The 25,058-nt window shown below is 40.3% G+C and carries 24 protein-coding genes, 1 tRNA gene and 1 pseudogene; 11 read left to right on the top strand and 15 right to left on the bottom strand.

The features are described 5' to 3' along the window. Nucleotides 1–120: 120 nt before the first annotated feature. Nucleotides 121–831, top strand: a complete 711-nt coding sequence (locus PUQ00_RS21220; RefSeq protein ID WP_300420397.1) for a cadmium resistance transporter — start codon at nt 121–123, stop codon at nt 829–831. A gap of 63 nt (nt 832–894) precedes the next feature. Here the strand turns inward: PUQ00_RS21220 and cysK are convergent, their stop codons facing one another. Continuing rightward, on the bottom strand, nt 895–1,857 hold the full coding sequence (gene cysK / locus PUQ00_RS21215; protein WP_300420395.1) for a cysteine synthase A: 963 nt from the start codon (nt 1,855–1,857) through the stop codon (nt 895–897). Between the two features lie 18 nt (nt 1,858–1,875). Further along, nucleotides 1,876–2,331 carry an Rrf2 family transcriptional regulator gene (locus tag PUQ00_RS21210; RefSeq protein WP_300420392.1) on the bottom strand — a complete coding sequence of 152 codons (456 nt, stop codon included), beginning with the start codon at nt 2,329–2,331 and terminating at the stop codon, nt 1,876–1,878. 242 nt (nt 2,332–2,573) lie between these two features. Here PUQ00_RS21210 and cysE point away from each other — a divergent pair, with 242 nt between their 5' ends. The 3 genes from cysE (at nt 2,574) to PUQ00_RS21195 (ending at nt 4,862) form a co-directional block, all read left to right on the top strand. Continuing rightward, the gene (gene cysE, locus PUQ00_RS21205; protein ID WP_300420389.1) at nt 2,574–3,302 is read left to right on the top strand and encodes a serine O-acetyltransferase; all 729 of its coding nucleotides are present in this window, start codon (nt 2,574–2,576) and stop codon (nt 3,300–3,302) included. A gap of 295 nt (nt 3,303–3,597) precedes the next feature. Then, nucleotides 3,598–4,188, top strand: coding sequence for a Crp/Fnr family transcriptional regulator (locus tag PUQ00_RS21200; protein ID WP_300420388.1), 591 nt, complete (start codon nt 3,598–3,600; stop codon nt 4,186–4,188). A 308-nt stretch (nt 4,189–4,496) separates the two neighbouring features. Next, nucleotides 4,497–4,862: a DOPA 4,5-dioxygenase family protein gene (locus PUQ00_RS21195; protein WP_300420387.1), complete on the top strand. Its 366-nt coding sequence runs from the start codon at nt 4,497–4,499 to the stop codon at nt 4,860–4,862. A gap of 62 nt (nt 4,863–4,924) precedes the next feature. On the opposite strand, the gene PUQ00_RS21190 is transcribed toward PUQ00_RS21195, so the two are convergent. The 6 genes from PUQ00_RS21190 to PUQ00_RS21165 all read right to left on the bottom strand — a co-directional run bounded on the left by PUQ00_RS21190 (nt 4,925) and on the right by PUQ00_RS21165 (nt 11,068). Next, nucleotides 4,925–5,230, bottom strand: coding sequence for a hypothetical protein (locus PUQ00_RS21190; RefSeq protein ID WP_300420385.1), 306 nt, complete (start codon nt 5,228–5,230; stop codon nt 4,925–4,927). 547 nt (nt 5,231–5,777) lie between these two features. After that, nucleotides 5,778–6,374 (bottom strand): dephospho-CoA kinase, encoded by a 597-nt coding sequence (coaE, locus tag PUQ00_RS21185; RefSeq protein ID WP_300420383.1) that lies wholly within the window; start codon nt 6,372–6,374, stop codon nt 5,778–5,780. Between the two features lie 41 nt (nt 6,375–6,415). Continuing rightward, entirely contained in the window at nt 6,416–8,062 is a 1,647-nt protein-coding gene (gene cobA, locus PUQ00_RS21180) for a uroporphyrinogen-III C-methyltransferase (protein ID WP_300420380.1), read from the bottom strand. A 139-nt stretch (nt 8,063–8,201) separates the two neighbouring features. Then, nucleotides 8,202–9,431, bottom strand: coding sequence for a tetratricopeptide repeat protein (locus tag PUQ00_RS21175; protein ID WP_300420377.1), 1,230 nt, complete (start codon nt 9,429–9,431; stop codon nt 8,202–8,204). A gap of 191 nt (nt 9,432–9,622) precedes the next feature. After that, the gene (locus PUQ00_RS21170) at nt 9,623–10,096 is read right to left on the bottom strand and encodes a tetratricopeptide repeat protein (protein WP_300420374.1); all 474 of its coding nucleotides are present in this window, start codon (nt 10,094–10,096) and stop codon (nt 9,623–9,625) included. Nucleotides 10,097–10,099: 3 nt separating this feature from the next. Then, on the bottom strand, nt 10,100–11,068 hold the full coding sequence (locus PUQ00_RS21165; protein WP_300420372.1) for a homogentisate phytyltransferase: 969 nt from the start codon (nt 11,066–11,068) through the stop codon (nt 10,100–10,102). 439 nt (nt 11,069–11,507) lie between these two features. Between PUQ00_RS21165 and PUQ00_RS21160 the strand changes: the two genes are divergently transcribed. Continuing rightward, nucleotides 11,508–12,128: a hypothetical protein gene (locus tag PUQ00_RS21160; protein ID WP_300420369.1), complete on the top strand. Its 621-nt coding sequence runs from the start codon at nt 11,508–11,510 to the stop codon at nt 12,126–12,128. Between the two features lie 486 nt (nt 12,129–12,614). Here the strand turns inward: PUQ00_RS21160 and cobA (PUQ00_RS21155) are convergent, their stop codons facing one another. From cobA (PUQ00_RS21155) to PUQ00_RS21140, 4 genes are all read right to left on the bottom strand, one after another. Then, complete coding sequence (cobA, locus tag PUQ00_RS21155) at nt 12,615–13,394, bottom strand: uroporphyrinogen-III C-methyltransferase (RefSeq protein WP_300420367.1); 780 nt, start codon at nt 13,392–13,394, stop codon at nt 12,615–12,617. Next, on the bottom strand, nt 13,395–14,165 hold the full coding sequence (locus PUQ00_RS21150; RefSeq protein WP_300420365.1) for a sirohydrochlorin chelatase: 771 nt from the start codon (nt 14,163–14,165) through the stop codon (nt 13,395–13,397). It abuts the gene before it with no gap. A 190-nt stretch (nt 14,166–14,355) separates the two neighbouring features. After that, entirely contained in the window at nt 14,356–15,033 is a 678-nt protein-coding gene (locus PUQ00_RS21145) for a pentapeptide repeat-containing protein (protein WP_300420363.1), read from the bottom strand. 212 nt (nt 15,034–15,245) lie between these two features. Then, nucleotides 15,246–15,629, bottom strand: a complete 384-nt coding sequence (locus PUQ00_RS21140; RefSeq protein WP_300420361.1) for a DUF4359 domain-containing protein — start codon at nt 15,627–15,629, stop codon at nt 15,246–15,248. A gap of 124 nt (nt 15,630–15,753) precedes the next feature. Here PUQ00_RS21140 and PUQ00_RS21135 point away from each other — a divergent pair. The 4 genes and pseudogenes from PUQ00_RS21135 (at nt 15,754) to PUQ00_RS21120 (ending at nt 21,344) form a co-directional block, all read left to right on the top strand. Further along, a tRNA-His gene (locus tag PUQ00_RS21135) sits at nt 15,754–15,826 on the top strand. Between the two features lie 947 nt (nt 15,827–16,773). After that, the gene (locus PUQ00_RS21130; RefSeq protein ID WP_300420359.1) at nt 16,774–19,194 is read left to right on the top strand and encodes a sucrose synthase; all 2,421 of its coding nucleotides are present in this window, start codon (nt 16,774–16,776) and stop codon (nt 19,192–19,194) included. A 402-nt stretch (nt 19,195–19,596) separates the two neighbouring features. Further along, the gene (locus PUQ00_RS21125) at nt 19,597–20,691 is read left to right on the top strand and encodes an AAA family ATPase (protein WP_300420356.1); all 1,095 of its coding nucleotides are present in this window, start codon (nt 19,597–19,599) and stop codon (nt 20,689–20,691) included. Beyond that, a pseudogene (locus PUQ00_RS21120) lies at nt 20,688–21,344 on the top strand (DUF4276 family protein). The gene PUQ00_RS21125 and the pseudogene PUQ00_RS21120 overlap by 4 nt, the downstream one beginning before the upstream one ends. A gap of 211 nt (nt 21,345–21,555) precedes the next feature. Here PUQ00_RS21120 and PUQ00_RS21115 read toward each other — a convergent pair. Beyond that, nucleotides 21,556–22,110, bottom strand: a complete 555-nt coding sequence (locus tag PUQ00_RS21115; RefSeq protein ID WP_300420354.1) for a peptidoglycan-binding domain-containing protein — start codon at nt 22,108–22,110, stop codon at nt 21,556–21,558. A 682-nt stretch (nt 22,111–22,792) separates the two neighbouring features. Further along, on the bottom strand, nt 22,793–23,509 hold the full coding sequence (locus PUQ00_RS21110) for an ROK family protein (RefSeq protein ID WP_300420351.1): 717 nt from the start codon (nt 23,507–23,509) through the stop codon (nt 22,793–22,795). A gap of 324 nt (nt 23,510–23,833) precedes the next feature. On the opposite strand from PUQ00_RS21110, the gene PUQ00_RS21105 reads away from it, so the two are divergent. Both PUQ00_RS21105 and PUQ00_RS21100 read left to right on the top strand, forming a co-directional pair. Beyond that, a complete protein-coding gene (locus PUQ00_RS21105) occupies nt 23,834–24,337 on the top strand; it encodes a 2TM domain-containing protein (protein WP_300420349.1) in 504 nt (167 codons plus the stop codon). A 380-nt stretch (nt 24,338–24,717) separates the two neighbouring features. After that, entirely contained in the window at nt 24,718–24,891 is a 174-nt protein-coding gene (locus PUQ00_RS21100) for a hypothetical protein (protein WP_300420347.1), read from the top strand. On the opposite strand, the gene PUQ00_RS21095 is transcribed toward PUQ00_RS21100, so the two are convergent. Then, nucleotides 24,879–25,058, bottom strand: a 180-nt coding sequence (locus PUQ00_RS21095; RefSeq protein WP_300420345.1) for a hypothetical protein, incomplete at its 5' end; no start/stop codon positions are given. The two genes, PUQ00_RS21100 and PUQ00_RS21095, sit on opposite strands and share 13 nt — an antisense overlap.

The following is a 25,058-nucleotide window of genomic DNA, read 5'->3' as shown; positions in this document are numbered from 1 at the left end:
TGCCTTGCTTAATGAATTAGTGAAAATAAGTTTTTGAACGAATTGCGTCAGACAAAGTGGCTGACCGCAGTGTAGGATGCTCCCTAATACGTAAAAGCATGTCTATGTTTATCTTAAAATATGAACGAGTTATTTACTGCAATTACTACAGGCGCGATCGCGTTCATTGCCACTAACATTGATGATATTGTCATTCTATTGTTGTTTTTTTCTCAAATAAATGCTCAATTTCGCCCCCGCCATATAGTTGCTGGTCAGTTTCTAGGCTTTACGGTTCTGTTAATCCTTAGTCTTCCTGGTTTATTTGGTGGGTTAGTTTTATCAAAAAGCTGGATTGGATTACTCGGTTTACTACCAATGTCCATAGGTATCAGTAGTTTAGTGAATTGGGAAGAAGATTCATCAAAAGAAGTTATAGGTGTAACCGAAGAAGCTGAAGCATCAACAATTACTAGTTTTTTTTCTCCCCAAGCTTATAGTGTGGCAGCCGTTACAATTGCCAATGGTAGCGATAATATTAGTGTCTACGTGCCTTTATTTGCTAGCAGCAACTTAGAGACTTTTGTGGTAATTATCGGATTATTTTATCTCTTGTTAGGAGTTTGGTGCTACGCTGCATACAAATTAACTAACAATAGAGTCATCGCTGATGTATTGACTCGCTACGTTAATAATCTTGTGCCTTTTGTTTTGATCGGATTAGGCGCTTTTATTGTATTAAAAAGTGAAGCTTTGAGCTTAATAAAGCTAGCTGCTAGTTGTGTCTGTTTGGTAATTTTGGTGAAAAATCATGAAAGTGCCGATGAAATTGGCGAAAATTCTAGTAGATAACAAAGCCAATTTTAGATTTTTGATTTAGATCAAAAATCTAAAATCCAAAATTGGTATATGGAATCAAACTTTACTCAACCACTCATTCTCCTCTGGGTCTTTGAACAGTGAGGTACTGAGGTAGCGTTCGCCGAAGCTAGGTTGGATCATGACGATTAGGCGACCGGCATTTTCTGGTCGCTGTGCCACTTGAATAGCCGCGTATAAAGCAGCGCCAGTAGAAATCCCGGATAGCAATCCTTCTTCTTTTGCTAGGCGACGGCTGTAAGCGATCGCTTCCTCATCCGCTACCTGAATCACTTCATCTACCACTTCTGGACGGTAAATTGCTGGGATAAATCCCGCGCCGATACCCTGAATTTTATGAGGCCCCGATTTACCACCTACTAATACCGGGCTGTTGCTTGGTTCAACTGCGATCGCTTGAAAACTCGGCTTCCGTCCTTTAATAACTTCTGCAACTCCCGTAATTGTCCCACCAGTACCCACTCCCGCCACCAGAATATCTACCTCTCCATCAGTATCATTCCAAATTTCTTCTGCTGTGGTTTGAGCGTGAACTTTCGGGTTTGCGGGGTTGCGGAACTGCTGCAACATATAAGCATTGGGCGTTTGAGCTAAAATCTGCTCTGCACGACCGATCGCTCCTCGCATCCCTTCTACCCCTGGCGTTAACTCTAGTTGAGCGCCATAAGCTCTGAGCATCAATCGTCTTTCCTGGCTCATTGTGTCAGGCATCGTTAGAATAAGATGATAACCCTTAGCGGCCGCCACCATTGCCAGCGCAATTCCTGTATTTCCAGAAGTCGGCTCTACTAAAATGGTTTTTCCGGGGTGAATCAAGCCAGCTTCTTCCGCCGCTTCCACCATACTCGCGCCAATCCTGTCTTTCACAGAAGAAGCTGGATTCATGCTTTCTAGCTTCACCACAATCTGAGCAACCGCTCCCGATGCTTGAGGAATCTTGTTTAATTGAACTAAAGGAGTTCGTCCGATTAACTCTGTGATATCTTTCGCTATCCGCATGTGGGTACTCCGTCGTGTCTAAATATAATACATCGGACTCTGCTGTGCGCGAGTTTCTCTTTCCTGGCACAAGTCTTGGAGTGTATAGCGACCCAAAACTTCAATTGAGGCAGTATTAGCTTGCTCCCAAACTTCATAAATCAGAGTCTTTTCCAGAGTCGGAGAGTCAGAAGTATCTTTCTCTTTCCGCTCGCCTTCGACCAAAGTGACAATTTCAAGTATTGTAATCTGCCAAGGTTCACGAACTAAAACGAAACCTCCTTTAGAGCCGCGTTGACTCTGCACCACACCAGCACGCCGGAGGTTGGTCAAAATTTGTTCCAGATAGCGCTCAGGTATGGGTTGCTTGGCGGTGATCTCGCTCATAGTTAGAGGAAGTTTTTTCCCGTGGTGGCTTGCCAGTTCTAAGAGTGCCAGCAGCGCGTATTCCACTTTGGAAGACAGATCCAAGAGAGCGTAGTTTTGGCTATTCAAGACTGTACTCAATATAATACTACGGTGAATTGAGAGACTTCTCGCAGTTTATGCGAAATTAATTTTTTCCAAGTGTGGAATGTGATAGCATCCCACTTACTACCAACTAAAACACTTTACTCTATCGACTTACCGTAGATTATTATCTTACACAATTCCCATCAATGACTTGATCTTTTTGTGTGAATTCTCCTGAGTTTCTGTTTTCAGAGCCTCACTACCAACGAAAATCTCAACAGAGTATGCTAATAACTGATTTGCGAACCATTTTTGAGCGTGACCCAGCAGCCCGTAACTGGCTAGAAGTATTGTTCTGTTACCCTGGACTTCAGGCCCTAGTGTTTCATCGACTGGCACACTGGCTGCATAAAATGGGAATTCCGTTTATACCTCGTTTTATCTCTCATACTAGTCGTTTTTTCACTGGGATTGAAATCCATCCTGGCGCATTAATTGGCCAGGGAGTTTTTATAGACCACGGTATGGGAGTTGTAATTGGTGAGACAGCGATCGTGGGCGACTATGCCCTAATTTATCAAGGTGTCACCCTTGGCGGGACTGGGAAAGAAAGCGGCAAACGCCATCCTACTTTAGGCTCTCATGTAGTTGTGGGTGCGGGTGCGAAGGTATTGGGAAATATTCAAATTGGCGATCGCGTTCGTATTGGAGCCGGTTCTGTCGTGTTGCGAGATGTGCCCAGTAATACTACTGTAGTTGGGATTCCAGGGCGCGTGACTCGTCAGAACAACTCGGCTACAAATGTTCTGGATCATGATAAAGTACGCGACGTAGAAGCTGAAGTAATTCGCGCTTTATTTGAACGCGTCAAGTCTCTAGAGAAACAGTTCGAGCAGTTGCAAGATCAATCAAGTTTGTCTCCAACTGAGCTTGGCGACGAACCAACCGACAACCCTAAGAGCAAAAATTCTGATGGGATAATTGAAGATTTTCTTGATGGTGCGGGAATTTAGAGAATGGGGCAATTCAATTTTGGATTTTGGTGAAGCAGCGCGGTCTTGGGGGTTTCCCCCATGAGTGACTGCACCAACCCGTTCGCGTAGCGTCTCCCCTTGGGAGAAGGGATTTTAGATTTTGGATTAAATTTCAATTCTTTAATCCAAAATCTAAAATTCTTACTCCCCACTCCTAACTCCTAACTCCCCAATCCCCACTCCCCACTCCCCTCTTTAAAGTACCCATAGGCTCCTAGAACCTGATATAAATATAATACTACGGTTAATTTATCGGAGAATAGTGTTATAAAATATGGTGTTTTTGTACACAAGCTTACCTACCACAACTAGTAATAATACTAAGCATATTTTTGCCCGTAGGTCATTTCTGCCTGAGCATAAAAACGGACTTTGGAAGATTGAAACGGGTTTTGTCATGACTTTTACCTATCTGGAAGATGGTACAACTGTCGCTCTGGGATTGTGGGGCCCTGGAGATGTCGTTGGTAAGGCTTTGTCAAAATTAGAACCTTATCAGATGGAATGCTTAACTAAAGTGGAAGCGGCAGTTTTACCTTTAGAGGAATGGACTCAACTAACAGAAACTTTGCTTGCCCATATCCAACAGGCTCAAGAATTGATGATCATTCGTAGCCATAAAAAAGTGGATACTATGCTCATCAAGCTGTTGGCATGGTTATCCAAAAAGTTTGGTTCGGAAGTTGAGAAGGGACGTTTAATAGATATGCGTCTAACTCATGAAGACTTGGCGGAAATGCTCGGCTCAACTCGTGTTACCATCACTCGTGTTCTTGGGCAGTTTGAGCAAGAGGGCTTGATTAATCGTCTCTCCCTGCATCGAATTGTACTCCGAGAAGAAGAAATTTGGTACTACGAAATTTAGATTATTTCAGCAAAAGGAGCGATCGCCGTCACGTCGTTTCTCTACCAGACGCTGCAAGTAGCTTGCTTAGAGAAGGGCTACGCTCCAAATTCAAAATTCATAATTCCCTTGATTCGGAATTTTAGCTTGTGAATTATTCTTCAAAAATTATTTGGTTAGCAATCGCTATAAACGCTAGACAAATCCAGCCAAATCGGTAGCTCCAGTTTTTTTAAATAACTCACGCTAGAGTAGAGTTGCTTTGTTTTTTGAGTGAGAAAGAAAAACTGGGGCTAGCCAAATTAGAGTTGAGAGCGAAAAGTAGATTTATGAAAGAAGATACTATCGAGATCACTGGTTTTCACGCTCATGTTTACTTCGATACCGCGAGTCGGGATGTAGCTGCACGTGTACGTGAAGGATTGGGCGCTAGGTTTGACGTGCAACTCGGACGCTGGTTTGACAAGCCCATCGGGCCCCACCCAAAAGCGATGTATCAAGTTGCTTTCTTACCAAATCAATTTGATAAAGTCCTTCCTTGGTTAATGCTTAATCGTGAGGGATTGGATATTCTCGTCCATCCTGAGACAGGCGATGCTGTGGCAGACCACGCGGTTCATTCTCTATGGTTAGGAAAAAAGCTAGATTTGAATATTGAGTTTCTTCGACAGATTAGTTCGACTTTATCCAATTAAAGAAAGTAGCTCACTTTATGAAGCTCTTGACTTAAACCCACCGAATTTGTTAACTTTAATATTTAGTCAATCGGTACTTGCTTGAGTAAAGCTATCCACATATTAGATGGATCGGAGTAGTAATCAATTTCTTCAACTTGATATTGATAAGATTCAGAGCCTTGTCGTAAAATAATGCGCTCGCCGGGTTTTATGCTTTTCCCTATTCCAGTCATATACCCGATTGTTCCTTCATTAAGACGCTCAAATACATAGTCGCTTCCCCAAAGTTGTTGGCTGTAATCGTGTATTTTATGCTTCTTTTTTAATTCGGTTGCTGGAGAGCTAACTAGAGCTATTTTATTCAAAAAACTAAAACTTAAATTCATACCCGTTCTGATTGAAGAGAAGGCACTTAACAACAATTTAAAAATCGAACTAAGAGTCGAAAGTCAGTCTTTTAAAACATAATTATAAGATATTAATATTTAACTTCTACTAAATTTTATCTGATGTGAAATCAACCATTGATGTCATTAATGATGCTATATGTATCAAGGAAAAATCACTGTTACTAATACTATTGATTACTTGATTACCTTCAATCTTGAATATCTCATACAACACGAGAGGTGATCAGCTAGCTGCTAACTTGTATAATTAGGGCGGGCTCTCCGAACTACTCCACAAGAGTTATCTTTAATTGGGTTCTGCAAATTAGATGTTTTTTAGCTTAACAGCTTTACTATTCACTTCACTTTACTATTCACTTAAATTTACAGTACGATTAACCGCACCTTCAACTGTAAAATCACCGAATTATTGCAGAATATTTGGTCAGATAAGAGTATTATTCGCTGAACTAGATAATATTAATTTATAAATATTTTATGTATTAATAATGTCGTCTAGGTATATTTTTCAACTAAATACGATCTAGTCCCTGTTTGTGGTTTTTAGAGCTACATCTATCTGCTCTAGTAATACTTCTAGGGTGGAGGAGTTATCTAAAATGACATCTGCATGAGCCGCTTTTTGTTCGATAGATAATTGGCTGTTGATCCTAGCTCGTGCCTGTTCTCTATTTAAATGGTTTCGTTGTATCAATCTTTGTAGCTGTTGCTCTTGGGAACAACCTACTACCCAGATTTCTGTAACCAAATCAGTCATTCCTGCTTCAAATAATAGAGGCACTACTAACACCAGTGTTTGTGAGGAGGATTGGGCAATTGCTTTGAGGAAGCGATCGCGCACATCAGGATGAATCAAATTCTCTATCCAATTGCGTTCATCTTGACGATTAAAGATAATTTCGCCTAGCTTTTGACGGTTGAGGCTACCATCTGCTAGTAAAATTTGTTCGCCGTAACGTTGAGCGATCGCACCCAGAATAGGCGAACCTAAAGATACTGCCTCTCTAGCATAAATATCTGCATCCAAAATAGGCAGGTTATAAACGCTAGCTAAATAATTGGTGACAGTGGTTTTGCCTGTGGCAATACCTCCGGTTAAGCCGATTATGCGTTTTGTCATTTGTCATTTGTCATTTGTCATTTGTTTTTAATCTCTCTCATCTAAGAATTTATCGCCCATGTTATCAGTGCTTGGGTTAAACCATCTAAAGTATATTCTTGAGCTTCTACATCCACACGCCCGAATAAAGCATGACAAGTTTTGGAGGTTTGAGGGCCGATAGAGGCAATACAAACTCCTTCTAAGAATTGGCTAGCATCAGAGTTGTTAGCACATATTTTGTCAGTAAGTTGACAGAAAAATTGCACAGTTTTAGAACTGGCAAAGGTAATCACATTTACCTTGCGATTTTGGAGAGCTAACTCTGCTACAGGTGGAATACCACTAGGACAACAAGATTGATATGTGGCAACTTCTATCACCTTTGCTCCCTTGGCAGTTAATTCCTTAACCAAAACTTCTCTTCCGCCGCTTTCAACTCTGGGAAATAAAAGCTTTTTATCATCCAGTTTATCTGGAAAATTTTCCACTAAAGAATCGGCAACATAGTTGGGAGGAATAAAATCTGCTTGGAGAGAGTGTTGTTTGAGACTATAGGCTGTTTTCTCGCCAACAACGGCAATTTTGACACCTGCTAAGGCACGGGTATCTTTACCTTGGGCGATTAGCCTTTCAAAAAAGTAGTCTATCCCATTGGTAGAAGTGAGAATTAACCAGTCGAAGTCAGATAAATGAGCGATCGCATTATCTAAAGCTTCCCAGCTGGAGGGCGGGGCGATTTCTAAAGTAGGCATTTCGATGACTGTTGCACCTGATGCGATGAGGCGATCGCTAAATTGGCTCGACTGTCCGACTGAACGTGTCACCAGGATTGTTTTGCCAGTCAGGGGAAGAGGAGATGAGGGGGATGAGGTAGATGAGGTAGATGGGGGAAAGTTACTTAACATAGGTTGGGGTGTGGAAATACTCTCGTTCGCAGGTTCCGCCTGCGAATGCCTGATAATTTCGTCTAAATATATATTCTCAGGTTGTAAGTACTTGCGTAACCCAACAACTTCGCCAATCACAATTACCGATGGAGAAAGGGATAATTCGGTGGTTTGTTCCAGAATATCACCCAGTTGCGCTATCCAAATTTGTTGATCAGGAGTTCCTGCCCAACGGATGATCGCAATTGGTGTTAAGTGCGATCGCCTGTGTCGCAGCAGTTCATGTACAATCTCTGGCAGATGTTGCCCCCCCATCAAAATTACCAGTGTATCTAAGCGTGACAGTGCCTCCCAGTCTAAAAGCTCTGGTTCATGAGCTGTAAGCACTGCAAAAGTGCGACTCAAAACCGGATCTGTCAGGGGAATTCCTGCCAACAAAGGTGCTGCAAGGGCTGAGGAAATTCCTGGTACTAGTTCAAAATCACAACCAGATGCTTTCAATGCCTCAATTTCGGAAGTGCAACGCCCAAAAATTAACGGATCGCCTGATTTAAGCCGTACAACTTGTTTTCCTTGCTGGCAATGCTTTACCAGTAACTTGTTAATCTCACTTTGCGTTGTACTGGGTTTACCACCGCGTTTCCCGACATCCAACTTCAGGCAATCAGGTGGTACGCACTGCAATAATTGAGCATCTACCAGGGCATCGTAGACTAACACCTGAGCAGCAGCTAAGAGATTGTAAGCTTTTACTGTCAGGTATGCCACATCTCCAGGCCCAGCACCTACGAGGTAGACTTTGCCCCTTTCTTGAGTCACGTCACTTCGCTCCGAATTCAAAATTCAAAATTCACTCATTACAATTCCCATAAATAAATTCACTTACTCTGTATCTCATTCTCCCCCTGCTTCTTTCCCAATACCCCATGCCCCATGCCCCATGCCCCATGCCCTTTATTTAATTCGTTTGCGGATTAATTTTTTGGATTAGCTGATCAACTTGCTCAACCATCTCCTTGTTTTCGGCAGATTGGAATAACTCTCTGGCTTTTTTGAGATTAACGATCGCTTCTTGTGGCTGTTGTTGCCTTCCCAAAGTGATTCCCAAATTATAGTAAGTCAATGCATCATTTGGTACGAGGCTAATGGCTTTTTTGTAATGTGCGATCGCTTCTTGAGGTTTACCTTGATCGTCCATCGCATTTCCCAAACCTGCGTAAGCTTGTGCATGTTTGGGATCAAGGCGAATCGCTTCGGTATAGTCAGCGATTGCTTGTGCTAGCTTTCCTTGAGCGTAAAAAGCGCTTGCTAAATTATAATGAGCGTCTGCATAATTGGGAGCGAAGCTAATGGCTTTTTTGTAATGTGCGATCGCTTCTTCTAGTTTGCCTTGAGCGTAAAAAGCATTTCCCAAAGCATTATAACTTGCTGGATTTTTCGGCTCGAGGCGAATGGCTACTGTATATTCAGCGACTGCTTCTGCTGGCTTTCGTTGAGCGTACAAGGCGTTCCCTAAGTAATAGTGAGCGTCTGCATAGTTGGGGTCAAAGCTAATGGATTTTTTGTACTGTGTAACTGCTTCTGCTAACTTACCTTGATCGTACAGAGCATTTCCCAAACGGGCGTAAGTTGGGGCATAACTGGGTTTGAGGCGAATAGCTGCTGTATATTCGGTGACTGCTTCTGTTAGCTTGCCTTGAGCGTACAGAGCATTTCCGAAGTTATAGTGAGCGTCTGCATAGTTAGGTTCAAGGCTGAGGGCTTGCTTATATTGGGCGATCGCCGCTTCTAACTGATTCAGTCTTGCTAAAGTCAAACCCAAATTAAAGTATGCTCCAGGGTCTTTAGGATCGAGGCTAATGGCTTTTTTGTAAAGAGCGATCGCTTCTTGTGGTTTGTCTTGATCGTCAAGAGTATTTGCCAAAGCAATATAAGCTTGTGTAAAGTTCGGTTGCAGTTCAATTGCTTTTCTAAAAGCCGCCTCGGCTCCTTTTAAATCTCCTTGTTTGTAAAGATTGGTTCCTTGCTCGAAGTGAGCAACTGCGTTTTTCTTCTGAGGAATTACCGGCTGTGCAAAGTCACCAATTTTTGATAAAACAATGCCAACATCTTTACCAAAAGCACTACTAGCATTACTCAAACACAACCAGATAATAGCTGCTACCAGTACATTCTTGTTTTTCCGCATTTTTATTACCTTATCTGCTTGGTTTATATGTAATATCGAGTTGGGCTAATTGCCATCATAAAAACACGGACATAATTCCGGCAGACATTGATAAATTCCAAAATAAAAACCATTCTCACCACCATGATGGGAATGGTAAAAAAATTAGGAGACGGAACAAGAAAATTTAATCTCCGCAATTCTCACTTAACTTAAGATTCACTTGACTTAGCACTCATTTTATCTAAAAGTTGAGTGATTTTTTTAGCTTTTTCAGGTTGGCGCTGTTTTTGTAATAAATCTTTAGCTTGTAGCAGGTTAGTTTTAGCTTCCTCTTCTCGCTTTTGCTGCATGAGAATATTTGCCAGACGCAAGTAAGCATCAGGATTTTTCGGACTGCGGCGAATCACTTCCCGGAATAATTCTGTTGCTTCCTCTACTTGGCCTTGCTGGTTTAAAACATCTCCCAAAAACAAGCGCACCACATCATTAGTAGAGTTGAGGGAAATCACCTTCCGAAACGCTGTTTCTGCGCCTTGGTAATCTTTTGCTTGAGCGAGATTGATTCCTTTTTGAAACAAGTCTGAGGTAATTAAAGTTTTCCAAGCGAAATAGCCCAGGATTGACAGACTCAGAACAACTACAAAAGCAGGGATAATAGAACTAGTGGGAAAGGTTTCTAGCATTGTCTAAGCCAAAAAGCAGGCGATAGGAAAAATCAGATATTCCATAAAAAAGAGTTTCCAGATAAATTGGTAGAATTGAGCGATCGCACTTTTATCTTGTAAGTCTACTGCCAAACTCCGCAACCACATCCAAACTAGCAGCCCTAAATGAGCAATTACCAGAAATATCGGGTTAACTGAGGCAACACGTAGCACACCAACTAGAATTATTCCCAAATAGCAGACAGTTATCACCCAAAGAGCCAGATTAAACACAGCTTGGGAACCGAGTTTGATAGTGAAAGTAGAGATATTATAGAGGCGATCGCCTTCCATATCTGGTATATCTTTAAAGATAGCGATCGCAAAGGTAAACACCAAGATAAATAATGTCAACGCCCACACCACGGGCGGAATTCCTTGGCTTTGTTTCAGCACCCAACTATAATGCAAATACAATCCTAAATTAACAATCGTACCGCGCACCGAAAAAATACATAGCGCTGCCCAAAATGGAAACTGTTTCAGGCGAATTGGCGGTAAAGAATAAGCAGTACCAATGACCAAACTAATTGCTACCATGCCCAATAAGAATGGCCCAGTTAGCCACGCCACAACTAGCGCTAAAATCCCAGTCAAAGCAACAATTAATTGCCCCGTCTGTCGGGAAAACTCACCTGATGCCAACGGTAAATGAGGCTTATTAATCTTGTCAATATCAACATCTTCTAATTGATTTAGCCCCACAATGTAGACATTCCCACACAAACAAGCAATCCATGCGCCTAAGAGAGAGAGTAGGGAGTGGGAAGTGGCGAGTGGTGAATCAGTACGATTACTAATGGCAATGGCAATTAAATATAAACCTAAAACACTCAGACTTGTACCAATAATCGTGTGAGGGCGAGAGAATTTCCAGAAAGCGTATAACCAATGGAAAGATGATTGAACGGGTTGGCGTGGCAAAGGGCTGTTTTGATAACTCTGGCTCATGAGTAATTTAGATTCAGTATTCCGGTTTATTGTTAACCATTGTCACAGAATTTGGTCATTAGTCTAGACGCACTGTATTTTCGTAGGGAAGGCAGTATTAGCCCTGTCAAGGTGACATGACATGATCTTGTTCCCATGTTCTGCATCAAAATATCCATCTAGGGGCTGCTGCTTATAAGCTGAAAAACATCTAAGAAAGCATAACCGAATTAAACCTAACTCTTGTCTGGTGCGCCGGACAGCCCGCTCCAATGATGCAAGTTAAATGTGGAACAGCTTAGTCCAATTCGGCAGCAGCCCACGAACGAGAGGGTGATAGTTTTTGGGTTTCAATCCCGATAAAATCTTACAATTAACGATGAAAATACTTCTTCCCGACTCCCGATAACGGTACAATCTATCAGAAAAGCCAAGAAATAGTTAAATCTAGAGTGCCTTCATGACAGCTGATTTGACATCTACAGCGACATTTGACTTTGTTACCGTGCTATGCGATGCTACGGTTGCGTATCGAGGACAGAAAGGCACACGCCCTAGTGCTGAAATATTAGTAAATGCGTTGCTACAAGCAGAAAAATCTGCCAAGCAGCAACGGTTAAGCTATCCTTTTGAGTCTCTTTTAGGTAAATGGCAACTTTCCTTTGTTACTGGCACTAAGAAAGTCAGAGAGCGCGGGGGAATTGTATTAGGCAAGGGTTTCTATGTACCGAATTTTATAAGAGTCTATGTTTCCTTTAATGCCACTTTGGAACAGGATTTAGGCAGAGGCGAAATTGTTAATCAGGTTGAATATGGCCCAGTTTTGTTAAAGCTCACGGGGCCAGTGCAATATTCAAGTCAGAAAAATTTATTGGCGTTTGACTTTAACCACATGCTTATCAGTCTGTTTGGTCGTGTTGTTTACAATAGACCAATCCATTTTGGTAAAGTTAAAACAGAAGATTTCTACAACCAGCCCATAGCTAAACTAGCCTTCTTTGGCTTCTTTTCAGTCACCGAAGATTTCATTGCAGCTCGCGGTCGTGGTGGAGGATTGGCATTTTGGATTCGAGAAACTTAAAGAGACTGGAAAGCAAAACTCCGCCATTTAAACGGCTTTCTCTACACTTCTGATTTTTCTTTTTTTGTATCAACGATCAAACTGGACGACAAGCAGACAAAATACTGTGTATATTTACTACTTGTCCAATAGACATCTCCAGAAATTAAATATGCGTTATCTAGAACCCTTGTAAAGACGCGAAATTTCGCGTCTCTACATTCTTTTTCGGAGATGTCTATTAGACTTATCCACAAATAAACCTCAAAATAGCTGAAACCCTTACATAGCTGGCTTTTTAGCTTATATAAAACAGGAACCTCTAAAACCCTCTCCAGAGCTAGGTTTCAGCCAAATAAAGTTCTCATTTCCGGATAAGTCTATTGTAGATTGACAGTAATTTTACGCTAAATAATGACCATTTTACGACTATTTGCAGTCTACAGAAAAATCGTTGTTGTTGCCCTTTGTATCACGTTCTTCTCTAAACAACCTTCAAACCAACCATCAAACGGGACGACAACTAAACAAAATACTGTGCATATTCACTACTTGTCCAATAACTGCGATCGCCGGCGCACCAAATCCAGTTTGCTCTACCTGTTTGACAATTGTCTCTAAAGTACCAATCAATTCTTCTTGTTCTGGTCGCGTACCCCAGCGCACCAAAGCAATGGGCGTTTCTAAATTCAACCCAGCTGCACTTAACTGTTCCACAATATAAGGTAGATTGTGAATTCCCATATAAATTACAATGGTTTCGGAACCGTGGGCGATCGCATTCCAATTCACTAACGGTCTATACTTACCCACCCCCTCGTGACCAGTAACAAATATTACCGATGAACTATACAGCCGATGAGTCAAAGGGATACCTGCATAGGCGGCGGCTGCAATTCCCGATGTGATACCTGGCACAACTTCCGTTGATATTCCAGCTTTAACTAATTCTGCCATCTCTTCGCCACCGCGACCAAAAATAAACGGATCACCACCCTTGAGCCGCACCACAATTGCATTATCCTGCGCTTTATCAATCAGCAATTGAGTTGTTTCTTCTTGCAACAACGAATGTCTCCCCGCACGCTTACCAGCATTAATTTGCTCTGCTTGGGGATTAATCATTGCCAGAATTGCAGTACTCACCAAGGCATCATAGATAACTACATCTGCACATTCCAATAAACCTTTGGCCTTCAGGGTAATTAGTCCTGGATCTCCTGGCCCCGCACCTACTAAATAAACCTTTCCCAAATACTTGTTCTCCTGTTTTTCTGTGCGGTTCATTTATCTTGTATCTGTTAAATCCGAAATTAGCTCGGCTAATTCTGCACTTGCTCCCAAGGGCTGCGCCAATTGGAAATTCACCGCAGAAAATTGTAATTTTAGCTCCTCGATTGAGCCAGCGATCGCATCGGTTATTCCACCAGCGAATAAAAAGTATGGCAAAATTGCAATTTCCCGATAACCAGCAGCTACCAACTCTTTCACGCGTGATTCTAAACTAGGAGGCCCAGCCCAATAAGCAGCCACAGCTCCTAAACTCGCCGCCATTGCTGACACAATTTCTTGAGAACCTGGGCGACGGCTACCATGAGCTAATAGAATCCATGCTTCTGCTTTTATTGCAGCTATTTGCTTTGCCAGCAGTTTCTCTAAATTGGGGTGAGAGCCTAAGTATGGTTGCAACTCAATCATGATATCCTGACCAATATCCTGTTGTGCTAGTGCTACTTCGGCGGGAATATCTGTCATTACATGCACTCCTGGCAGCAGAAATACCGGTACAATTTTGAGGCTATTTTCCTTTTGAGACAATCCGCTGCATCTACGCCCGCCACCGACATCGCCAAAAGCACTGTTGGCAAATTGTTTAATCTGCTCATGTAAAGGCTGAGGACTCATTTCTAAAGCAGCTATGCCAACCAGATATTCGCTATTTAATGAATTGTCGTTTTTTGGCAATTTGTTACATACCAGCTTTGCTAATTGCTGCATAGCAATTTCTGGGCGGCGATCGCGACTTCCGTGAGATACTAGCAGATAGGCAGATGACATTGGTAAAGCTTGAACTCTCAGTTACTATTTTTATTTAAGATAAAGCTGGGAATAATTAAGTACTCTGGTAATTATTGAAATTATGATCAATTACGAACAAAACCTTCACTAAAAAAAGAGGATAAAGAGAAGGCTGATCTAGTAAACTTGTTGTATTTTACAACGACAAATCAAAACTTACTTTCAACTTTTATGCGTTATCCGTTATTTCTTCATCAACAGCTTTAACTATTACATTTGCATACCTCTGAAGAATATAAGCCGCTTGGAATACATCTAAAACTGCACCTTGAAGCTGATTTATATTAATTTGTAACCCCTCTATATTAGAACCTCGAAAATCTGTGTTTTTAAATTTAGCATCAGCAAGGATAACATTATTCATTTGGCAATTTATAAATTTTACATTTATCAGAGAAGATTCTATAAATGTAGAATCTTCAAGTATACAATTGTCAAAAATAGCATGATCAAATTTACTTGAATTAAATTGTGATAATTGTCCTTGACAGCCTTTAAAAATAATATTTTTGAATCTGGACTTTATTGCTTGAAATCCTAGCAATCTACAGTTAATAAATTCAACTCTATTAAATGAACCTTCTTCCCATTCAGTATTGGCAAAATCACTTTTAGCAATTCTAACATCTTGTAGAGTAAGTTTTTTAAAGTAAGTATTTATAGATTTAACATTATCAAAATATGCATACTGAAAATCTACTCCTTTCGTTCCCTCAATCTGGCAATTTGATAAATGTACATTTTGATAGCTTTCTAATTCATATAATTGGTTATCTGGTATACCCTTATTCATTGTTTCATATAAAGGTAAATTAGGAGGATCAATAGCTCTATGCTTGCTAGACATATTTTTTACTTGAAATCATCTCATCTAAAAAATACTTTATACGTTATGAATGCTCTAATAGTCAAGTAAAAAATATATTTCCTTATTTTTATTAAAATTAATACAAGTTTAGCAGAAATGCAACTCCTTCTAAAAAGCAGCTGACAACAAAGCATCAAGAATAAAATTAAAAGAAGTTACAATACCTTTATATTCTCCCCCTACTGCTTGCCTTATTGTTCTTCGGCAGTGTAAGTATAAAATTGATCAAAAGCTCCCACTGTTTCAAATTTGTATGAAGGTATCCAAGAATTTATTTTTAAATCTGTACGGTAAATGCTAAAAATAACGTAATTTTGTCTTTCTGTAGTCCTGGTAACAATTTCTTGGATTTGCGGGTTAGCCGAGTCAACCAACTTATCACAATTAAAACGGATTAAATTTTCTAGAATATTCGTAGTTTTTTTACATACATCAGTTTTTAAGTATTTTGTCAGCCGTTGGACTGCATATTCTTCATATTCAACCTGACTAGGATTGGTCTTCGCCATTGCCACACCCAAAACGGCGAGTCCTGCTGCTGCTCCAGTATATGCAATGATGGTTAAGGGTTTCATGTTTACCAAGTAAAATTCCTTGTAATCGTTAGATTCCAGAGACTCTAAATCAACTGAGTCCGTTCCTTAAACAAAAACTCTTGATCGCTTGCCAAATTATTGCTATAATTCAAATTGTTGAATGGCGAGCGTAGCCAAGTGGTTAAGGCAGTGGTTTGTGGTACCACCATTCGTGGGTTCAATTCCCATCGTTCGCCCTACATAATTTTATAATGATCCATATATTCCTATAAAAGATGGGTTGTGGGTCTGAATATTCATAACCATTACTTTAGCAAGGATCTGCCATCTACGAGTTCATGGACTTAAAAGGATTGCAAATCCATGATAATTAATTAGCTTATCTTATCAATAATTTGATGTATATAAGCAAATCTACTTTCTAAATGAAAACTAGGTGTGCGATGTCTGACGATAAGCGACAAATGTTGAAGACGCTCCGCATAGCTTGCTTCTTTGCAGGAGTAACTGTCTACCCAATATCAATATGGTAAAAATTTTTACAAGTAATTGGGCAAAAATAAATTAAACGATGTTACGCAATCTAAAATTAATTAAATTGTGTATTAGTAGCCATATAAATTTACCCTATTTAAACAACTTTTGCTGAAAGCTGAAATTATAACTAGGGTAAATAAGGATTAGTCTACACTATAGCAATCCTATCTGAGTTGTGAAAATTATTTTGTTTAACGAACCGCATTCGCGCAGCGTCTCGCAGAGAAGGACGCAAAGGGCGCGAAGTGTAAAAAGAGAAGATTTCACAAATGATTTAAGATTGCTATAGAATAAAAATTGATTTGAATTCATTTAAGTTCAACTGAATAGTTAAGCTTTAAACTAAAGTATTAGCTTTCATTTCAGGTTTTGGTAAATAAATAATAGCAAGTTATTTCCTAACATCTATCAAAAGAAATAAAAATTGTATTCCTTTAGTTAGATAAAAAATACTGAGTCATAGATACTTTAAGTAAAGTAGAACATGATTTAAGTGCCATCTTAAAAGTTGATACTTATAGGTACACAGATAAATCTGATTTATCTGTGTTATTTGGTGTTTATATGTGGCTCAAGAAAAGGTGAAGGCTTATTTGTGTCGCCTTGACATTTAACAATGCAAACATCGTCATCTAGTGGAGTTGCTATGTCTGAATTGCTTCAAGCAGTCTTAGATAGTGAAGAAAGAAGTGATTTGCGTTCCTTTATTAGTAAATTACGCCAACAAGAAAAGAAGTACTTGCTGCGGAACGACATACTCAATGCATATAGTGAGTATTGCTCAAAGTCTCAGACACATGAGGGTTTTTACACTTCCTCTGAGTTAGGCAAACTTATTTACTATACTCAGGAAATTATTCAGGAGGACTCAAACTTCTGTTTCATCATCCGTTCTAAAATTGCCAGTCAAGAAGTTTATTGGTTGACATCAGACTTAAGCATTGAACCGATGACGGTGCAGGATCTGTTGGATCTGCGCGATCGCTTGGTGAACAAATTTCACCCTAACGATGGCGACCTGCTAGAATTGGACTTCGGCCCGTTTTATGACTACTCTCCAACAATCCGCGACCCCAAAAATATTGGTAAGGGAGTAGAATTTCTCAACCGCTATCTATCTAGCAAAATATTTCAAGACTCCAAACAATTGCTCGACAGCTTATTGAATTTCTTGCGTCTGCACCACTACAACGGTGTTCAACTGCTCCTCAACGATCGCATTCAATCACAGCAGCAACTTTCCGAGCAAGTTAAGAAAGCTATCGATTTTGTTAATAATCGCCCCGATGATCAACCCTACGAACAATTTCGCTTCCAATTGCAAACAATGGGTTTTGAACCGGGTTGGGGTAACACCGCAGGGCGTGTGCGGGAAAGCTTAAATATTCTCGATGAATTGATTGATTCTGCCGACCCTCAAACCCTAGAAGCCTTGATTTCTCGTGTTCCGATGATTTTTAAAATCGTCTTGGTGTCAGCTCACGGTTGGTTTGGGCAAGAGGGCGTTTTGGGGCGTCCCGATACCGGCGGTCAGGTAGTTTACGTCCTTGATCAGGCAAAGAGCCTAGAGAAGCAGCTACAAGAAGATGTCCTGCTTGCGGGTTTAGAGGGATTGAATGTTAAGCCAAAGGTAATTATTCTCACCCGCTTGATTCCCAATAGTGATGGCACCCTTTGTAATCAACGGCTAGAAAAAGTCCACGGTACCGAAAATACTTGGATTTTGCGAGTACCTTTACGGGAATTTAATCCTAACATGACTCAAAACTGGATTTCCCGGTTTGAGTTTTGGCCTTATCTAGAAACTTTCGCCGTTGATTCAGAAAGAGAACTACGGGCAGAATTTCACGGCACACCTGACTTAATAGTTGGAAACTATACTGATGGGAATTTAGTGGCATTCTTGCTGGCGCGACGGCTGAAAGTTACCCAATGCAATGTTGCCCATGCTTTGGAAAAATCTAAATACTTGTTCAGTAACCTCTACTGGCAAGAATTAGAGGATAAATATCATTTTTCTTTGCAATTCACAGCTGACTTGATTGCGATGAATGCTGCCAATTTTGTGATCAGCAGTACCTACCAAGAAATTGTCGGAACACCGGATAGTGTGGGACAGTACGAGTCTTATAAATGCTTCACCATGCCGGAGTTGTACCATGTGACCAATGGCATTGAATTATTTAGTCCCAAATTTAATGTCGTACCGCCTGGAGTAAATGAAAATAATTACTTTCCCTACTCCCGGACTAAAGACAGGGTGGAGAGCGATCGCCAGCGCCTTGCAGAAATACTCTTTACTCTGGAAGACCCCGTGCAAATCTTTGGCAAACTCGACGATCCTAACAAGCGCCCTCTCTTCTCAATGGCGCGTCTTGACCACATCAAAAACCTCACAGGTTTAGCTGAATGTTATGGTCAAAGTAAAGAATTACAAGAGCATTACAACTTAATTTTGGTGGCGGGTAAATTGCGCGTCGAAGAATCAGGCGACAACGAAGAACGTGACGAAATAATTAAACTTTACCAAATAATTGACCAGTACAATCTTCACGGGAAGATTCGTTGGCTGGGTGTGCGCTTGACTAAAACTGATTCTGGTGAAATTTACCGAGTGATTGCCGATCATCAGGGAATTTTTGTACAACCAGCTTTATTTGAAGCTTTTGGTTTGACAATTTTAGAAGCGATGGTTTCAGGATTACCGACTTTCGCCACACAGTTTGGTGGCCCACTAGAGATTATTCAAGATAAAGTTAATGGCTTTTTGATTAACCCAACAAATTTAGATGAGACAGCCGCAAAAATTGTGGACTTTATCATAAAATGCAAACAAAATCCTAACTATTGGAATGAAATTTCGCACCGAGCCATTGACCGAGTTTACAGCACCTATACTTGGAAAATTCACACTACTAAGCTGTTGTCATTAGCACGGATTTATGGCTTCTGGAACTTTACCTCAAAGGAGAATCGGGAAGATTTGTTGCGTTATCTTGAGGCTTTGTTCTATTTAATTTATAAACCAAGAGCACAACAGCTATTAGACCAGCACAAGTACCGATAATAAGTTAGAAGATATCAACTGTTCCATATTTAACTAAATACGCTTGGGTTAAGGATTTTTGGTATGTAGAGACGTTGCGATGCAACGTCTCTACAAAGCATTTTGGGCTTAACTAAACCGTATAGTAAGGATATCTAAATTACTCTAGACAAAAAGCTTATTTTATGTATTAATGCAATCATCAGGATTTACATTTTGATTAGTGTTCCAGAACCGAAACCAATGTCTACGATGGGCTACGCGTACGTACCAGATTTATCAACAAGCAAGATTTAATCCGAATACATCAGAAATTATTGATAAAATGTGCTGACCCTAGTTAGATGAGCTAAATCACAATTACTATTAAGGTCTATTTGTGAAATAAGCAGCCCAAAAGCTTAAAAATCAGGAAACCATTCCATGAGCGATCTGACCAGTGACAGCCAACTATCAAGGATTGTTTTGAAGGGCTTTAAGTCTATTGCTGAATGTGACCTTAAGCTTTTGAAACTAAACGTACTTATTGGATGTAATGGTGCAGGTAAATCTAACTTCATAGGCTTCTTCGGCATGGTTCAGCAGATGCTTGAGAGGAATCTGCAAGTTTTGGTAAGCCGCCAGGGTGGCCCCGATGCGCTCTTGCATTTTGGCCGTAAAACAACTGAGCAATTAGAGATTGAGCTTTATTTTGGAAATAATGGATATTTCGCTACTCTTGAACCAACTCAAGACAACCGTCTGATGTTTTCCAAAGAGTCTTTTTGGTGGAACATGAGCGGTGAGCGTGAAATCGGTAGTGGTCATTTTGAGACTAATGCTTTACGAGGCAGCAAGACAAGAATTGACAAGTACATATTACCCACCATGCAGCAGTGGCGGGTTTATCATTTCCATGATACAAGCGACAGCGCTTATGTGAAGCAACCACACAGAATTAATGATAATGTTTACTTGCGTTCTGATGCGCGTAATCTTGCAGCTTTCCTATATTTGTTAAGTGAAAATTATTCGGAATCTTATCGGCGAATTGTCAAAACAATTCGACTTGTTGCTCCTTTTTTTGGTGATTTATATCTACGTCCTTCTCCACAAAACAATGAGGTTATCGAGTTGGAATGGGTCGAGCAAGGTCAGGATATTCCGTTTAAAGCTCATCTTCTTTCGGATGGAACACTTCGTTTTATCTGTCTGGTTACTGTCTTTTTGCAACCTACTTCCCTTCAACCCGAAACCATTTTGGTTGATGAACCTGAGCTAGGTCTTCACCCGTATGCAATTACTGTTCTTGCATCGTTAATTCGCTCTGCTGCAAGAGAAAAACAAGTTATTGTTTCAACTCAGTCGGTTGAACTGCTCAATGAATTTAGGGCGGAAGATGTAATTGTTGTGGATCGTGATGATGGTAAATCATCACTCCGAAGACTGAATGAGGATGATTTATACGAGTGGCTTGAAGACTACAGTTTAGGAGAACTGTGGAAGAAGAACATCCTTGGCGGGAGACCTTCACGATGATCCGAATACACGTTTTTGTAGAAGGACAGACGGAAGAAACTTTTGTAAAAGAAGTACTCTGCGAGCATCTTCAGCGAAAAGAGATATACCTCAACCCCATTCTTGTGCGAACTAGCTCAACAAGTAAGGGCGGTGTAGTTAGCTATGCAAAGATCAAGCCGCAATTGAATCGTAAATGTCTTCAGGATGGTTCGGCGTTCGTTACTACGATGTTTGATTTATATCGATTGCCAAATGATTTTCCAGGAAGCAGTTCTCTGGCTAGTATGAATGACCCATTTCAGAAAGCTGAATATCTTGAGCAGGAAATGAGCGCAGACATTAAACACTAAAATTTTCTCCCTAATTTACTGGTTCATGAGTTTGAGGGACTCCTGTACAGCAATCCGCAAGCTTTTCTCACATGGTTTGACCAAAGCATAGTAGATACCTTACAGGCAGAGCGTAACTTATTTCTTTCACCTGAACATATTAATGAAGGTTCGACAACAGCCCCATCCAAACGAATTATCAGATGTTGCCTTGGATATGAAAAGCCATTACATGGCTCCTTAATTGCAATAGAGATTGGGTTGGATACAATACGTCAGCAGTGCCAGCATTTCAATCAATGGTTAACGCGTCTTGAAAATATTAGCGGCGGTAATGGTTGAAGAGAATATGTTGCCCTCAAAAGACAGTAGAAATGTTATTAATGTACTCCATATTTTAGAAAACTTTCAGGATTATTACTAATTTACAAAAGTGATTTTTTATTTTTTATACTTTCACAAATGAATCAGGAATTATGAATAATATGAAGTTTCACAACTCCTAACCGGAGGCGGAGCGTCTCCGGCTCCGCTCCTAATTCCTAACTCCCAACTAAATTGTCAACGCCCGCCAGGTTCGTTGGCCAACTATTCCATCTACTCCTAAATTCCGCTGATTTTGAAAGGCTTTGATAGCAGTCTCTGTTAGTGCGCCAAAAATCCCATCGACTCTAACGGCATAACCGTTCGACACTAACAGCCGTTGTAAAGCACTGACAGCAACACCAGAGCTACCGAAATAAAGAGTCGGCATAGGTTGGCTACTAAACTTCTGGAATCGTCCTGTAGCCTTTGCACGGACTTTACCTCCAGACTGAGAATACTTCTTTGACTCCCCTAAGTTAGAAGAAGCTAGTCCCGGATTCTTTTTGCTGATTTTCTTAAGTATATGTTCTTTCTCTAGTGCGATCGCTGACGGAGAAGCCTGAGAAATCCCATCTGTGTGCATGAATTCAGGTGGTGTGACTTGAGCAGTTATCTCTAAGTGACTCTGTTTTGACTGCTTTACGTCATTTTCGACCTGAAATAATTGCTGCTGTGGCAAATTGGCTTCAGATGCTTGTCTTATTGTTAACACGCCCGTGATCATCAGGCCAATTTCAGTCATTGTAGTTTATTTTACTTCAAACAATATTTATTTTAACTAACAACATTACTGCTATTCGAGATAGTGCATACTGACCAAATAAAAAGTCATGTACTCATTTTTGAGATAATATTTTCATGATCATATTTGCTCACCTGCTATTCTATCTAATCAGACTAATATCATTAGCTTTGTGCTTTTTTTATCTTGAATCAAGCCATCAACTTGTCAGATATGGGATGTAAATCAACGGTTTAAACAATAACATACTATATGATCATATGGGAATGATATCAAACAAATTTGCCTAGTTATCTTTGGATCAGTCTTGGTATGCTAATGCTGCTTTTATGATGTTTATACTGCCAGCAGAAATACTACTGGATTCATATAATCACTTTTTTAAGTATTGATTAATGCAACATTTGGCAATAATGATCAACTCTTAATTCCAAACAATTTTTCCTTCCTCAGAGGCACTGATAAAATTTTTATCAATTATTGTTAAATGTTGAGAAAAAAGCACCTTTGAGGATGTTTTAAAAGCATTGTGCGAATCTAATTCCTTAGTACATAAGTAAAGTTCAACTCCGTGAACTAATTAATACAAAATCAAGGGTTTTACTAATTAATAAAAAGCACGTAGGGGTAGCCCGTCGGAGACATCGCTTATTACCAAGAGTTGTGGATACTGAAAAACTTTTTACCTTTTCTCATCTCGCCACAAAGCAATACCGCCTAATAACCCAGTGATATTGGGGATGACTTTGACATTTAATGGTAGCTGGAAATTTACTCTCACAGCTTCACCACCACCAATGTAAAGATAATCATAATTAAATAGATGTTCCAAGGATGCGATCGCTTTTTCTAAACGCCTATTCCATCTTTTCTCACCAATTTTTTCTAACTCTGCACGCCCCAACTGCTGCTCGTAAGTCTCTCCTTTACGAAACGGATGATGCCCCATTTCCATATTCGGCACCAGCTTACCATCTACAAATAAAGCCGAACCAAACCCTGTACCCAGAGTAATCACCAATTCTACACCTTTAAGAGCGATCGCACCAAACCCTTGCATGTCTGCATCATTAATCACCCGTACAGGCTTGTTTAAGTGTTTTAATAATGCTGTTTCCAAATTAAATCCGATCCAATCTGGATGTAAGTTTACTGCTGTTTCTGTAACTCCAGACCGCACCACACCGGGAAAACCGACCGAAACGCGATGAAATTCACCTTGAGCAGTTGCTAACACAACAATTGCATTAATTACAACCTCTGGTGTAGCAGGTTGGGGTGTATCTAAACGCCCCCTTTCCGTTACAGGATTCCCCGTAATATCCAAAATCATAGCCTTAACGCCACTACCACCAATATCAACCGATAGGGTACGAATCGATCCATTTTCTTCAACCATTGAGTTACATCCTTAGATTAGAAGATTATAGTTACCCTTTGACAAATAACTACTAAGATTATGAATGAGTCCATAGTATTAATTTATAAATTATTTTTTAGTTATTTGAAGTTGACGAGTAACTAACACCTACACTCATTACCTATCAAGCATTTTGGGCATTTTAGTATCTTTGAACAGAGCCTTCAGTATCGAAATCTCTATCTCTTGCGCTGTCTAGATTTGCTAATGTAGATTTAGCGGGAATTGTGTTGATGGTGGCGTAGCTGTGTTACAGCTATCGGGCGAGGAATTATAAATATATAACACTAAGAGATATTAGTTATGACGGAATTTGAACCCAAGAGCCTCCGCTCTTATAGCCAAGAAGATGTCCAACAAATTCTGCACTTAGCGATCGCTCGTCAAGCTGATGACAAAGACACAGAATTTTCTTATGAGCAGATATTAGAAATTGGTGCTGAGTTAGAAATTTCACCTGAGTCTTTAAAATTAGCAGAACGTGATTGGTTAGTACAACAGGGTCAAGTGCTACACAGAAAAGCTTTTGATGCCTACCGCATCAGAAAATTTCAGAAGCGTCTAAGTAATTATGCAATTTTTAATGGTTTTTTGATACTGGTTAATTTAATTAATGCTGGCGGAATTTCTTGGTCGCTGTACATTTTGCTATTCTGCGGATTGCCTATAGGGCTGGATGTCTGGAATACCTTTCAAGCCAAAGGCGAAGAGTATGAAATGGCATTCCAGAAGTGGAGCCGTAACCATCAGATTAAGAAAACCATCAGTACAGTTTTGACTAAGTGGTTTAAAGCATTACAGGCTTAGTCGATTTCCTGGCGTAAGCAAAGCTGGTCGTAGACATCGCTAATTCAAAGAAAAACCCCGCAGGAGAATCGGGGTAATACTTACGAGAACTAACACTACTGAAAAAAATCTGAATAAATACATAAATTATTAGGATTAACATTGATGTTAACTGAGTAACTGAAGTATTCTTTCTATCTTTCTACGGATATAACGATCTATCAATAGTCTGAAAAATGATTTTATCTAAAGTGGTTTTCAGATATAGCAATTATCATTTGAATGAGCTACATGGGTAGGGACACGGCAATGTACATTGGTGTCAACTTAAGGTGAAAACCACCCTAGAACCAGCTTTTAACAGATTATCTCGTTATCTCGTTCTTAGTCGGAGACTGGGAATGCCCCTCATTGAGGCTGAGTCTCAAGACTTGCGGCAGAGCCACCAGGAGCTGCATTTCCAGCCTCTGGCTGGAAACGAGATTTTAAAAGAGTTTTGGCTTAAGTTGACACGCATGGGCAATGCAGTGTCCCTACGAGTATCTGTGTTTATCTGTGTTTATCAAACAGAATAAAGGTGCCAGTCGCCAGAATTCACTTGGGTATTTTGTGCGACTGGTGGATGAATAAACGGCGTTTTTGCACCCCCACAAAACAAGAAAATTTGGTGGTCTTCAATCAGTGGCAGGTCTGAATCCCCCACTGATTGCATTCTGACTCCTGAATTCTGACTTCTGAATTC

The organism is Nostoc sp. S13 (assembly GCF_029379315.1).
Classification (GTDB): domain Bacteria; phylum Cyanobacteriota; class Cyanobacteriia; order Cyanobacteriales; family Nostocaceae; genus Nostoc.
Note: the sequence above shows the minus strand (reverse complement) of the source record. Positions and strands in the feature narration are given on the sequence as shown.